Source organism: Octadecabacter dasysiphoniae (assembly GCF_021532615.1).
In the GTDB taxonomy this organism is placed as follows: Bacteria; Pseudomonadota; Alphaproteobacteria; order Rhodobacterales; family Rhodobacteraceae; genus Octadecabacter; species Octadecabacter dasysiphoniae.
Genome location: NZ_JAKGAQ010000002.1, coordinates 799,651 through 812,993 on the forward strand (window position 1 = coordinate 799,651; position 13,343 = coordinate 812,993).

Genomic DNA, 13,343 nt, shown 5'->3' on the forward strand with positions numbered 1-13,343 from the left:
AATTATCATGGCTTTAGACAAATCACCCCCGATCTTAAAAGGCGCTGACGGAGAAGGGTCCGTGCAGGTCCACCAAGACGAGAGCATGAAAATCGAAGGCGCGAAGGTTTTTGCGATCTACGGCAAGGGCGGGATTGGCAAATCAACGACGTCATCGAACATGTCCGCAGCCTTCACGAAGATGGGCAAGCGGGTGTTGCAGATTGGCTGTGATCCAAAGCATGACAGCACGTTCACGCTGACAGGCCAGTTGCAGCCGACGGTCATCGATATTCTGAAAGAGGTGGATTTCCACCCAGAAGAACTGCGGCCAGAGGATTTCGTCACCGAAGGGTTTGGTGGTGTGAAATGCGTTGAGGCTGGCGGCCCGCCCGCTGGAACGGGCTGTGGTGGTTACGTGGTTGGGCAGACGGTAAAGTTGCTTAAGCAGCACCACCTGTTGGAAGACACCGACGTTGTGATTTTCGACGTGCTGGGCGATGTTGTGTGCGGTGGTTTTGCCGCCCCGTTGCAGCATGCTGATCGCGCGCTGATTGTGACGGCGAATGATTTTGACAGCATCTACGCGATGAACCGGATTATCGCCGCCGTTCAGGCCAAATCGAAGAACTATAATGTCCGCCTTGCTGGCTGTGTCGCCAACAGATCCAAAGACACGGACGAGGTTGATCGCTATTGCCGTACAGTCGGGTTTAACCGGATCGCGCATATGCCCGATGTCGATGCAATCCGCCGTTCGCGTTTGAAGAAAAAGACACTGTTCGCGATGGATCTGGATGACGATGTGGCAGCGTGTCAGGCGGAATATATCCGTATGGCCGAGGCTTTGTATAATTCGACGACGCTTCCAGGGTCCGCGCCGCAGCCGCTGGAAGATCGTGAAATTTTCGAACTGTTGGGTTTTGATTGATGACCTATGAGGCGACCAGAGACCGCGTCGAAACTTATTTCGACAAGTCCGCGACCAAGGTATGGGAGCGTCTGACATCGGACGCGCCCGTGTCCGGTATTCGCGCGACTGTACGGGCTGGTCGCGACAAGATGCGTGATATCATGTTGGCTGAATTGCCAGCCGATCTGACGGGTTTGCGCGTACTGGACGCCGGGTGCGGCACGGGTGCCAAGGCCGTCGCTTTGGCCGAACGCGGGGCGCAGGTCGTTGCAATCGATATCGCGCCTGAGTTGATCAAGATCGCCGAGGCACGATGCCCTGACCGTTTGCGCAAGCAGATTACGTTTCATGCGGGTGACATGCTGGACAGCGCGCACGGTACGTTTGATCACGCCGTCGCGATGGATTCTATGATTTATTATTCTGACGCGATGCTGGTGAGCCTTTTGAAGGCAAATGAGAGCCGTATTCGTGGGAAGTTTGTCTTTACCCTCGCGCCGCGCACGCCGCTTTTGATGGCTATGTTTCGGGTTGGAAAACTATTCCCGCGCTCTGACCGCTCGCCGGTCATGATCCCGCACAAGACAGCGAAACTGGCGTCCGATCTGCGGATTGCAGGCGTGCAGGGAAAGCTGGCCGAGGTCGAGCGTGTGACCTCAGGTTTTTATATTTCGCAGTGTTTGCGGTTCGGTGGGCGCCCATGATTTTCCGCGCGTCTGACCTTCAGAAAGTGACGCTTAAGATGCTTCCGTTCGCGGACGCAGCGTCCGAAGGTTTGCCGCTGGGCCAGTTGCTGCGCCTGTCGTTGTTCCAGGTGTCTGTCGGCATGGCAGGGGTCATGTTGCTCGGCACGTTGAACCGCGTGATGATCGTGGAATTGGGCGTGCCCGCGTTGATCGTCGCGTTGATGATTGCGATTCCGGTTCTGGCCGCGCCGTTCCGTGCACTGCTTGGGTTCAAGTCCGACACCTATCGAAGTGCGATTGGCTGGAAGCGTATTCCATACCTGTGGTTCGGCACCCTGTGGCAGTTTGGTGGCCTTGCGATCATGCCGATGGCCTTGCTGGTTTTGTCCGGCAATACCGCCGTTGATGTGCCCGAAGGGTTCCGGCAATTCGCCGCGGGTCTGGCGTTTTTGCTGACCGGTGTGGGTATGCATATGACGCAGACGGCTGGTTTGGCATTGGCGGCAGATCGTGCGGATGATGAAACGCGGCCACGGGTCGTCGCGCTTTTGTATGTGATGTTCCTTGTGGGGATGCTGGTGTCAGCGATTATCATCGGCACGCTGCTTCGGGACTTTAGTGACTTGAAACTGGTGCAGGTCGTTCAAGGCGCCGCTGTTGTGACCGCGTTGCTGAACCTGACCGCCCTGTGGAAGCAGGAAAAGGTCCGCCCGATGAGCCGCGAGGAACGCGCAGCACCGAAGCCCGCATTCAGCGATGCTTGGGATGATCTGATGTCGGGCGGCAGTGCGGGGCGTTTGTTGGTTGTCGTGTTCCTTGGAACCATGGCGTTCAACATGCAGGATGTTTTGCTGGAACCCTATGGGGGTGAAATCCTTGGCCTGTCAGTGTCGTCCACGACGTTGCTGACAGCTGCGTGGGCGATCGGAGCATTGCTTGGGTTTGCCGCCGCCGCAAAATGGCTAGGCCGCGCGACCGATCCGTATCGCATCGCGGGTCGTGGTCTTTTGGTGGGGCTGGCCGCGTTTACGGCTGTGATCTTCGCAGCGCCTTTGAATTCAACAGTTATGTTTTTCGGTGGCGCGTTTGCCATCGGGTTGGGGGGCGGCTTGTTTTCCGTCGCCACCTTAACGGCCGCTATGACGATGCCTGCCAAAGGAATCGCCGGACGCGGGCTTGCGCTTGGTGCGTGGGGGGCCGCTCAGGCCACTGCTGCCGGGCTTTCGACGGTGATCGGTGGCGGCCTTCGGGACGTTGTCGGTGGCCTTGCTACTCAGGGAACCTTCGGGGAGGCGCTCGCCACGCCTGCCACAGGATATTCGGTTGTTTATCACACCGAGATCGGACTGCTTTTCTTAACCCTCATTGCTTTGGGCCCGCTTGTGCGGGTCAGGGCCGTGACAGAAGACCGTGAGGGCCAATTCGGCCTCGCGGACTTCCCGACCTAATACGGAGGACATACCCATGGTTGGCGTAGACTTTTTTGGAAATTTTGATCTGGCGAGTGCCGCGATCTGGCTTTTCTGGCTCTTTTTTGCGGGGTTGGTGTATTACCTCCAGACCGAAAACATGCGCGAAGGTTACGAGCTAGAGGATGACGATGGAAACATCGCCCCAAACCAAGGCCCGTTCCCTTTGCCAAAGGACAAGACGTTCAAGTTGCCGCATGATCGTGGCGAAATGACGTTCCCGTCGGGCGCGCGCAAAGATCGCCCAGACCTTGCATTGGCCCGCACGTCCAAGGCCGCGGGTTCGCCGTTTGTCCCCACAGGCGATCCGATGTTGGACGGTGTTGGTCCAGCATCCTGGGCGCCGCGCCGCGATGTGCCTGAACTTGATGGCCACGGTCATGTTAAGATCCGCCCGATGTCCAGCTTGCCTGATTTTGCACATACCGCTGGGCATGATCCGCGCGGTAAGCCGGTTGTGTCGGGCGACGGCGACGTCGTTGGCCGTGTCACAGATATGTGGGTCGATGTGCCAGAAGCGATGGTGCGTTATCTGACGCTTGATCTGAACCCGGAAGGCCAAGGCAACACGCGCCTGATCCCGATGAACCTTTGCCGCGTCAAATCCGACCGCATCGTGGTGAAATCCCTTTATGCCCACAACTTTGAGGGCATCCCGAAAACCAAAAAGAATGACGAAGTTACGCTTCTCGAAGAGGATAAGATCACCGGCTACTACGCTGGTGGTACTTTGTACGCCTCTGAAGCGCGGCTTGAGCCTCAGATCTAATCGCGTACTGAAAGGACGAATAAATGTCTCATGATGATTTCAAGTTTGAACCCGTAAGGGGGCTGCCAGAAGCATTGCCAGAGGGTGAACACATCCTTTGGCAGGGCAGCCCGGCACCCTTGCGATTGGCGCGTGACGCGCTGGGCCTGACTTGGGTTGCGGGATATTTCGCCGTTCTTACCGTGTGGCGTGTAGGCGTGTCCTCCACCTACGTGCCGTTTGGTGAAGCATTAGCGCACGGCATCCCGTTCCTTGTGGTCGGGATGCTGGCGTGTCTGTTGATCTTTGGGCTGGCCTATATGCAGGCCCGTTCGGCGGTTTATACGCTGACCAATAAACGTGTCGGGATGCGCATTGGTGCAGCCCTGACGATGACGTTGAACCTGCCTTACACCCAGATCGGAAATGCTGGGTTGGATACCAAGAAATCCGGCCACGGGACGCTTGCGTTTGAATTGATCGGGGACACACGGTTTTCATATATGATGACATGGCCGCATGTGCGCCCTTGGCATATGTCAAAGACCCAGCCTGCCTTCCGGTCCATTCCAGATGCACACAAGGTCGCGGCGATCTTTGCAGAAGCGGCAGAGGCACGCGTGTTTGAACCCAAAGTCGAACGTGCCAGCCACGCCAACGCAGTCGCAGCGGAGTAGATTCAATGTCAGCACTTGAACAACAGATGAAGCACCGCGATCACGATATGGTCCCGCTGTTTTTGGTGCGGTCTATGTTTGGACTGATGTTCGCGGCGTTGTGTCTTGTCGCCTACGCGCAGTGGGCGGATGTACCACAGTCAGCGGTCTATCAAGAAACGCCAATCGTGGCGCAAATGGATGTGCAGTTCGTCAGCTCCCGCGAGGGGATGTCGACTGTGTTTGACATGGACGGCAACCAGATCGCCGCATCCGGTGACGACAAGATGGGCTTTATCGGGGTGATCGGAATTGCAGTGCGCCGCGAACGCGAAGTTGCGGGTCTGGCCAATGACACGCCGATCACGATCTTGAAACGAGAGAGTGGCACCTACGGAATCCACGACCCAGCGACCGGTTGGTCGATGGAGTTGATCGGATATGGTGCTGATAATGTAGCCGCTTTCGCCAAGCTGCTTGATTGAAACTGATCTAAAAGGAGGGAACCCCATGGGCCTTTTGACACGAACGAAAGAAGAGGTGCCCTGCGTGGTCACCATTTCACACCGATTTGAGGAACTGTCCGCTCACGTGAAATTCACAGACGGCAGTGTCGTGGGACCAGGTGATAGCGTGCTTGTTCACGGTGCAGAAATCATGGCGGCCTTCGGTGAGATGGTCGAAGAGGAACGCATGGCGACAATCACCCGTGCATCCACAGTGGAGCGCATGTGGACCCGCGCAACGGGTGATTTTGAATTCATGGAATTGTGCGAGTTTTCATTCAGCGATGAGGTGATGGCATGAACGTTCAAGCAAAACATTCATCCGGTGCGGCAACTGCCGAAGAGGCGATTGCGTTGCAAGAGGCGCTGCCGCCGTTGACCAACGAAGATGCCACAGCCGTTGCGATGCAGAATACGTTGCTGACACCACGGTTTTACACAACCGATTTTGACGAAATGGACAAGATCGACGTGACCCCTGTTCGCGAAGATTGGGACAAACTGATCGCGCAAATGGTGAGCGATCCGAACAAGGGCCATTTCAAAAAGAACGCTGATTGGGATGAAGTCGATTGGGATGGGATGGAGCCGAAACTCAAGCGCGAGTTTATCGATTTCCTGATCTCGAGCTGTACGGCTGAGTTTTCTGGCTGCGTTTTGTACAAAGAAATGAAGCGTCGTGGGTCCAACCCCGACATCACACAGCTGTTTCAGTTGATGGCCCGTGATGAGGCCCGTCATGCAGGTTTCATCAATGACGCCCTGCGCGAGGCGGGTATTGCCGTGAATCTTGGGTTCCTGACGCAATCCAAGAAGTACACGTACTTTCGGCCCAAGTTCATCTATTACGCGACATACCTGTCCGAGAAGATCGGCTATGCGCGCTACATCACGATTTTCCGTCACCTCGAAAAGCATCCTGAACATCGGTTCCACCCAATTTTCAAATGGTTTGAGGAATGGTGCAACGATGAATTTTCGCACGGCGAGGCGTTCGCGTTGTTGTTGAAGACAGATCCGAAACTGACGCAATCGTTCAGCAATAAGCTGTGGATCAAGTTCTTCCTGACGGCTGTGTATTCCACGATGTATGTGCGTGACCATCAGCGCCCCGAATTTCACAAAGCGCTGGGCGTTGATCCTGATTGGTACGCCCATGAGGTGTTCACAAAGACGTCCGTGCTGACCGGGCAAATCTACCCGTTGATGCTGGATATTGAACACCCGCGTTGGCAGAAAAATCTGGAACGGATGCAGGTGGCGAACGTGCAGATTGCAAATGCCAAAAAGGCAGGCGGGATCGGTGGATTTATTGGCAAAACACTAGGGTCTGCCAAGGCGGCATTCGCGTTTGTGTCGCTGTATACGATCCCCGCGATCAAGCATGACGTTCCACAGGAAACCCTCATGAAGCCTGCTTATTGATGATTGTTTGGGGCGCATCTCTCGTCGCGCTTTTTACCTGGTGGTTTGCCACCGGGCTGATTTTGCTTGTCATCCGTGCGGCTGATCGTACGGGCGGCAATGCCTATAATCGTGCAGTATTCCTGAGTGTTCCAGTCCTCGCGCTTGGCGTGGCGGGCGTGATCCTGTCGATCTCCAACACTGGAATGACGGGTTTATACCAGGGGTTCTTCGGGGCCTTGGCGATCTGGGGTTGGATCGAGCTTTCGTTTTTATCCGGTGTGATCACCGGGCCAGAACGCGCCGTCGCCTCGCGCAATGCCCCCCGCACCGACAGATTCTGGAAAGCATGGGACGCGCTTGCGTATCATGAAATCATGTTGCTGGTGGGGATGGCTTTCATCGTAATCGTGACCACAGGGTCCGATAACACCATTGCCATGTGGACCTATGCGATCCTGTTTTTCGCCCGTATCAGCGCCAAGCTGAACCTGTTTTTTGGTGTGCCACGCATCAATTTTGAATTCCTCCCGCTGCCGCTGCAGCACCTCAAGACCCACATGACCAAGGGTCCGATAACAGCGTTTTTCCCGCTGTCCGTCACGGTCTTGTCGTTTGCAACTGCGTGCTTTGCGCAGTTGTTGATAACGGCCGACACGCAGGTTGAAGCCACAGGCTTTGCCTTACTCACATCTCTTTGTGCGCTCGCGCTGCTGGAACACTGGTTCATGGTGATCCCGCTGCCTGACGCAAAACTCTGGCGGTGGATGCTGCCGGCACAGAAACGAATAACTGCCAAGGAAGAAACCCATGGACTTTGACGCCCTGTTTAACGATCAACTCGATGCTCTCAAGGGCGACGGGAACTACCGGTATTTTGCTGAACTCGAACGCAAGGCGGGTAAGTTTCCGCGCGCAGCGAGCCACGCAGAAGATGGCGTGCGCGACGTAACCGTTTGGTGTTCAAACGACTACCTTGGCATGGGCCAGCACCCCAAAGTCATTGCCGCGATGGTTGAAGGCGTACAACGCACAGGCACTGGCGCGGGTGGTACACGCAATATCAGCGGCACAAATCACGACCACCTTTTGCTCGAACGCGAGTTGGCAGACTTGCACGGCAAAGAATCGGCGCTGATATTTACATCCGGTTATGTGTCCAACTGGGCCAGTCTTTCGACGCTTGGCAGTCGTCTTGAGAACTGTGTCATCCTGTCTGACGCCGGCAACCACGCCTCAATGATCGAAGGCATCCGTCATTCGCGCGCACACAAAGTCCTGTGGAAGCACAATGATGTCGAAGACCTTGAGATGAAGCTGCGCGCGATTCCGGCCCATCACCCCAAGATCGTCGCATTCGAGAGCGTGTATTCCATGGATGGCGATATCGCCCCGATCGAAGCAATCCTCGACGTGGCCGAAAAGTACGGCGCAATGACCTACATTGACGAAGTCCATGCGGTTGGCATGTACGGAGAACGTGGTGGCGGTGTGTCCGAAGAGCTTGGCCTCGCAGACCGGATTACCTTGATTGAGGGCACATTGGGCAAAGCGTTTGGCTGCGTTGGTGGCTATATCACCGGGTCCGCCGCGCTATGTGACTTCATCCGCAGCTTTGCGTCCGGTTTCATTTTTACCACCGCCTTGCCGCCCGCCGTTGCCGCCGCTGCACGCGTATCAATTGAACACTTGAAGGAAAGCCAGTTGGAACGTGCCGGTCAGCGCCGTCAGGTTGCCCGACTGCGCAGAATGCTGGATGCACAGGGCATTCCACACATGGAGAACAACAGCCACATCGTGCCCGTCATGATCGGGGATCCCGTAAAGACAAAGATGCTTGCGGATTATTTGATGGATGAATGGGGCATTTACGTCCAGCCCATTAACTATCCGACGGTTCCCAAAGGCACCGAAAGACTGCGTTTTACACCGTCGCCATTGCACACGGACGACGATATTGCACATCTTGTGGCGGCGTTGACTGTCCTTTGGAAACAATGCGCTATCGCCCATGCGGTGGCTTGATATCGTATAACTGGCGCCAATTCACTATTTTTGCTGGACGGCGATAATCAATAAGCTAGCTTTCTATCCGATGCGGTATACCACCGCGAACGACACGACCAAGTTTCAGGGAGAACACCTATGACTAAGTTTATCTACGCCGCTGCTGCGGCACTTTTGGCGACACCTGCATTCGCTGACGGCCATGCCGCAACCGGTGACGCCGCCGCAGGCGAAGAGCAGTTCAATCGCCAATGTGTTGCATGTCACATCGTGGCTGACGCAGACGGTGAAGTATTGGCTGGTCGCAACGCCCGCACAGGTCCGAACCTTTATGCGGTTGCGGGTCGTCAGATTGGGTCTGTCGAAGATTTCCGTTACGGCGATTCCATTGTTGAAGTGGGTGAAATGAACGACGGAACTGTTTGGACCGAAGAACTGTTCATTGGATACGTACAGGACCCGACAGGCTGGCTGCGTGAAACCCTCGACAACAACCGTGCGCGGGGCAAAATGGCCTACCGTGTTCGCGACGAAGAAGAAGCACTTAACATCTACGCGTATCTCGCGACGTTCGGTGCAGAAGAAGCTGAATCCAACTAAGTATCGCTTTGAATGATTGAATAGGGGCCGCACAGTTTGTGTGGCCCTTTTTCGTTTTGGCCGTCTGGTAACATTCGTGTCACCGCGATTGCGCGATGGTGTCGGTTGCTGCACAACACGGCTCAGACACATGAGAGGTCCTATGCTGGACGCCGCCGCCCGAAAACTTATCGACCCGCCGTTAAACGCTGTTGGCAGAACGCTCGCGGCGCGTGGTGTGACGGCGGACGGCGTGACTTTAACGGGTCTGGGGCTTGGTTTGTTTGCGGCACTGTTGATTGCGGTGGGTTTGCCGGTTCTGGCATTGGTGCCCCTTTTGGCGTCCCGGATTGCGGATGGTTTGGACGGGGCCGTGGCGCGTGCATCGCGGAAGACGGACTTTGGCGGTTACCTCGATATTGCATGTGATTTTCTATTCTACGGTGCGATCCCGTTTGCGTTTGTCGTTATGGATCCCGCTGCCAATGCCATTGCAGGCGCGTTCCTTTTGACGAGCTTCTATTTCAACGGTACGAGTTTCCTCGGCTATGCCATCCTCGCCGAAAAGCGTGATATGGAAACATCTGCCCAAGGGGTCAAATCGTTATACTTTTCCAACGGGCTGCTTGAGGGCACAGAAACAATCGCGTTCTTTGTTCTGCTGTGCCTGTTTGCATCGTCTTTCGCGATGCTTGCCTGGATATTCGGGACGCTGTGCTTTGCCACCGCAACCCTACGTCTCTTTGCCGCAAGGCGCGTTTTTACCATGAAGGAAGACTAATGAAATACCTCGCTTTGATTGCGGCACTTGCTGCCCCGACGTTCGCGTTTGCGAACCCTGATCCATCTGATTGGGATGCCGTCACGTCACAGGCCAATGGCCAAACTGTGTATTGGAATGCTTGGGGTGGTTCGACGACCACGAACGACTTCATTGCATGGGTCGGTGACCGCGTGATGGAAGACTACGGTGTTGTTCTTGAGCACGTGAAGCTGACAGATACGGCTGACGCAGTGACCCGTGTTCTGAGCGAAAAGCAGGCCGGTGAGGATGATGACGGTGCGATCGACATGATCTGGATCAACGGATCAAACTTTGCCGCAATGAAAGACGCGGATTTGCTGTTTGGCCCATTTGCTGAACAGTTGCCGAACTGGGCCGTTGTCGACAGCGAAGGCAAGACTGTTCAAACGGATTTCACGGTACCTGTTGAGGGATATGAGGCCCCTTGGGCCATGGCGCAGGTCGTGTTTGTGCATAATACAGCAACGATGCCCGACACCCTTGGATCTATGGGCGAATTGCTTGAGTGGGCGCAGGCGAACCCGGGCCGGTTCAGCTATCCACAGCCACCGGATTTTCTGGGGACGACGTTCCTGAAACAGGCCTTGGTCGACATTCTCGAAGATCCTTCCGTGTTGCAGGCCCAAGCAACGGACGAAAATTATGACGAAGTCACCGCCCCGCTTTGGGCTTATCTTGACGCGTTGACGCCGCACCTGTGGCGTGAGGGCCGCGCGTATCCGGCAACTGGGACTGCTATGTTCCCATTGATCGCGGATGGTGAGCTGGACCTGTCGATTTCCTTCAGCCCGGGTGCGGCATCTACGGCCATCGCCAACTTTGAACTGCCCGAAACCGTGCGAACCTTCGTTTTGGACAAAGGGACCATCGGCAATGCGTCGTTTGTGGCGATCCCTTACAACTCTGGTTCTGCAGCTGGTGCGATGGTTGTCGCCAATTTCTTGATGTCACCAGAGGCACAGGCCCGCGCGCAAGACCCCAACATCCTCGGCTATGGCACGGTGTTGAACATGGATGCGCTAGGCGAAGATGAACGTGCTGCATTTGATGCGCTCGACCTCGGTATTGCGACGTTATCACCAGCAGACCTCGGGTCTGTTCAGGCGGAACCACACCCGTCTTGGATGACGCGCATCGCTGACGATTGGGCAGATCGCTACGGCACCGGCCAGTAATTCTGGACATAAGAAAGGAATGCTCCGTTTCCTGCCAGCGCTGACTTTGTTGGCAATGCTCGGCCCCGTGATTGCGGGCCTTTGGGGGACGGTGCTTCCTGCGTTCGGTCATTTACCTGCGGCGGGTCTATCGGGACCATCGCTGGACCCGTTTCGCACGTTATTTGATTGGCAGGGTTTGGGGGCCGCATCGCGGCTCTCTTTAACGACGGGTCTCATTGCGACGTCGGTGTCTTTGGCTATCGTTGCTTTTATTACGGCCGGTTGGTCGGGCACCAAATCGTTCCGCGTGCTTGAACGGCTTTTGTCACCGCTGCTGTCTGTGCCTCATGCGGCGGCGGCTTTGGGCCTCGCATTTTTGATCACACCTTCGGGCTGGATTGCGCGCCTTATGTCCCCCACACTGACGGGGTGGGATCGACCACCGGATGTGTTGATCCTGCAAGACCCGCTTGGCCTTGCGATGATTGCAGGACTTGTGATTAAAGAAGTTCCGTTTCTTCTATTGATGACCATCGCAGCAATGGGGCAGGCACAGCCACGCCGCTCCCTTCTGGTGGCACAAGCGCTTGGTTACGGGCGGCCGACCGGATGGCTCAAGACGGTTTTTCCACGCGTCTATTACCAGATCAGGTTACCGATCTACGTGGTCCTCGCCTATTCCATGAGCGTCGTAGACGTTGCAGTGATCCTTGGCCCGTCAACACCCCCGACCTTATCCGTTCAGATCGTCAAATGGATGAGCGACCCAGACCTTGCCATGCGTTTGACGGGTGCCGCGGCGGCCCTGTGGCAGCTTGGGCTGGTCGTGTTCGCGCTTGGTCTTTGGTGGGTCGGTGAAAGGGCGGTGGCTCATTTGGGGTGCCACTGGATTGCATCGGGGCGACGCGGTCGTTTTGACGGCCCTGTGCGCGTGGTTTCCCTGATCCTCGGAGGGTTGTCCGCATGTGCAATCCTGTTCGGAATCCTCGGCCTGATCGTTTGGTCCTTCGCAGGGTTCTGGAGCTTTCCGAACGTGTGGCCCGATACCTTCACGTGGCGATCTTGGGATCGCCATGGGCCTGACGCATTAGCCACCTTGGGGGAAACATTTCTTGTCGCAGGGGTAGCCGTTGGATTTGCACTGGTGCTGGTTCTGGGGTGCCTTGAGGCAGAGCACCGGAGCGGTCGCAGTCTGTCGTGGCGCGGGCTTTGGTTGCTGTATTTGCCATTGTTGGTACCGCAAACTGCATTCTTACCCGGCTTGCAGACATTATTATTGAACTTGGGCGCGGACATCGGGCGTGTTCCGGTCATCTTCGCGCATTTGGTTTTTGTGCTGCCTTACGTTTTTCTTTCGCTCGGTGATCCGTGGCGGTCATGGGACGTGCGCAATGCCACCGTCGCCAGTGCGCTGGGTGCGACGCCCAACCGGATTTTCTGGCAAGTCAGGCTGCCGATGCTGACCCGCCCCATTCTAACAGCCGTCGCCGTTGGAATTGCAGTTTCCGTGGGGCAGTACCTCGCGACGTTGCTGATTGGGGGTGGTCGTGTCTCGACCCTGACGACCGAGGCTGTGGCCCTTGCGTCTGGGGGTGATCGCCGCGCCATTGGTGTTTATGGTCTCATGCAGACGTTTGCTGCATTGGTGCCGTTTACGCTCGCGCTTCTTATCCCCACACTTGTGTGGCGCAACCGGAGGGGATTGCATGAATAAGGGTCTAACATTGCGGAATGTCTGCATCTTGAGGGGGCAATCACCCCTGATTGAAGTCGATTACAATATTTCGGAGGGTGAGGTTTTGACGGTAATGGGGCCGTCTGGTGTCGGAAAATCTACGCTGCTGGCCTTTATCACGGGCACGCTGCCGTCTGGTTTTAAGGGAATGGGGCAAGTCCTTCTGGATGGTGAAGACATTACCTCTCGCCCTCCTCATCAACGACATATCGGAATTTTGTTTCAGGATGATCTACTGTTTCCGCACATGAGTGTTGGCGCAAATCTTGCATTTGGAATGCCGGCTGGTGGAACAATGACAGCACGGCGTGCGAAAATTGATACGGCATTGGCCGATGTCGGTTTGTCGGGCTATTCTGATCGGGATCCAGCCACCCTTTCGGGAGGTCAAAAGGCGCGCGTCGCCTTGGTACGTATGCTACTGTCAAACCCTAGTGCGCTGTTGTTAGACGAGGCGTTTTCGCGTCTTGATGCTGAATTGCGCGCCCAAGTACGTGATCTGGTTTTTCGCGTCGCCAAGGAGAGGAAATTACCTGTCCTGATGGTAACCCACGACGGCGAAGATGCGAAAGCTGCCGGAGGTAAGATCATTGAATTAGAAAGCCTAACCAAAAACTAAGCGCCGCAAGGGCCCATGGCTGATGTCGCCTTTGGGCTAGCGATAGCCTTTCGTAGCAGTAGAGTTACAAGAGCGATTGA

At 55.9% G+C, this 13,343-nt stretch carries 15 protein-coding genes; all 15 read left to right on the forward strand.

Annotated elements, in window-relative coordinates:
* Nucleotides 1-7: 7 nt before the first annotated feature.
* Nucleotides 8-910, forward strand: coding sequence for a ferredoxin:protochlorophyllide reductase (ATP-dependent) iron-sulfur ATP-binding protein (gene bchL / locus L0664_RS10855; protein WP_268821640.1), 903 nt, complete (start codon nucleotides 8-10; stop codon nucleotides 908-910).
* On the forward strand, nucleotides 910-1,596 hold the full coding sequence (gene bchM, locus L0664_RS10860; RefSeq protein WP_235225841.1) for a magnesium protoporphyrin IX methyltransferase: 687 nt from the start codon (nucleotides 910-912) through the stop codon (nucleotides 1,594-1,596). Before bchL ends, bchM begins: the two co-directional genes overlap by 1 nt.
* Nucleotides 1,593-3,026, forward strand: coding sequence for an MFS transporter (locus tag L0664_RS10865; RefSeq protein ID WP_235225842.1), 1,434 nt, complete (start codon nucleotides 1,593-1,595; stop codon nucleotides 3,024-3,026). The genes bchM and L0664_RS10865 overlap by 4 nt, the downstream gene beginning before the upstream one ends.
* A 16-nt stretch (nucleotides 3,027-3,042) precedes the next feature.
* Complete coding sequence (gene puhA, locus L0664_RS10870) at nucleotides 3,043-3,816, forward strand: photosynthetic reaction center subunit H (RefSeq protein ID WP_235225843.1); 774 nt, start codon at nucleotides 3,043-3,045, stop codon at nucleotides 3,814-3,816.
* 23 nt (nucleotides 3,817-3,839) lie between these two features.
* Nucleotides 3,840-4,472 carry a photosynthetic complex putative assembly protein PuhB gene (gene puhB, locus L0664_RS10875; protein WP_235225844.1) on the forward strand — a complete coding sequence of 211 codons (633 nt, stop codon included), beginning with the start codon at nucleotides 3,840-3,842 and terminating at the stop codon, nucleotides 4,470-4,472.
* Nucleotides 4,473-4,477: 5 nt separating this feature from the next.
* Nucleotides 4,478-4,936, forward strand: a complete 459-nt coding sequence (gene puhC, locus L0664_RS10880; protein ID WP_235225845.1) for a photosynthetic complex assembly protein PuhC — start codon at nucleotides 4,478-4,480, stop codon at nucleotides 4,934-4,936.
* 25 nt (nucleotides 4,937-4,961) lie between these two features.
* The gene (locus tag L0664_RS10885; protein WP_235225846.1) at nucleotides 4,962-5,258 is read left to right on the forward strand and encodes a hypothetical protein; all 297 of its coding nucleotides are present in this window, start codon (nucleotides 4,962-4,964) and stop codon (nucleotides 5,256-5,258) included.
* Entirely contained in the window at nucleotides 5,255-6,382 is a 1,128-nt protein-coding gene (gene acsF, locus L0664_RS10890; RefSeq protein ID WP_235225849.1) for a magnesium-protoporphyrin IX monomethyl ester (oxidative) cyclase, read from the forward strand. The genes L0664_RS10885 and acsF overlap by 4 nt, the downstream gene beginning before the upstream one ends.
* The gene (puhE, locus tag L0664_RS10895; protein ID WP_235225851.1) at nucleotides 6,382-7,182 is read left to right on the forward strand and encodes a putative photosynthetic complex assembly protein PuhE; all 801 of its coding nucleotides are present in this window, start codon (nucleotides 6,382-6,384) and stop codon (nucleotides 7,180-7,182) included. The genes acsF and puhE overlap by 1 nt, the downstream gene beginning before the upstream one ends.
* On the forward strand, nucleotides 7,172-8,386 hold the full coding sequence (gene hemA / locus L0664_RS10900) for a 5-aminolevulinate synthase (RefSeq protein ID WP_235225852.1): 1,215 nt from the start codon (nucleotides 7,172-7,174) through the stop codon (nucleotides 8,384-8,386). Before puhE ends, hemA begins: the two co-directional genes overlap by 11 nt.
* A gap of 120 nt (nucleotides 8,387-8,506) precedes the next feature.
* Nucleotides 8,507-8,968 (forward strand): c-type cytochrome, encoded by a 462-nt coding sequence (locus L0664_RS10905; RefSeq protein ID WP_235225854.1) that lies wholly within the window; start codon nucleotides 8,507-8,509, stop codon nucleotides 8,966-8,968.
* A gap of 142 nt (nucleotides 8,969-9,110) precedes the next feature.
* Nucleotides 9,111-9,728, forward strand: coding sequence for a CDP-alcohol phosphatidyltransferase family protein (locus L0664_RS10910; protein WP_235226186.1), 618 nt, complete (start codon nucleotides 9,111-9,113; stop codon nucleotides 9,726-9,728).
* The gene (locus L0664_RS10915) at nucleotides 9,728-10,927 is read left to right on the forward strand and encodes an ABC transporter substrate-binding protein (protein WP_235225856.1); all 1,200 of its coding nucleotides are present in this window, start codon (nucleotides 9,728-9,730) and stop codon (nucleotides 10,925-10,927) included. Before L0664_RS10910 ends, L0664_RS10915 begins: the two co-directional genes overlap by 1 nt.
* A 19-nt stretch (nucleotides 10,928-10,946) precedes the next feature.
* On the forward strand, nucleotides 10,947-12,623 hold the full coding sequence (locus tag L0664_RS10920; protein ID WP_235225858.1) for an ABC transporter permease: 1,677 nt from the start codon (nucleotides 10,947-10,949) through the stop codon (nucleotides 12,621-12,623).
* Nucleotides 12,616-13,263 carry an ATP-binding cassette domain-containing protein gene (locus L0664_RS10925; RefSeq protein ID WP_235225860.1) on the forward strand — a complete coding sequence of 216 codons (648 nt, stop codon included), beginning with the start codon at nucleotides 12,616-12,618 and terminating at the stop codon, nucleotides 13,261-13,263. Before L0664_RS10920 ends, L0664_RS10925 begins: the two co-directional genes overlap by 8 nt.
* The last annotated feature ends 80 nt before the right edge of the window (nucleotides 13,264-13,343 follow it).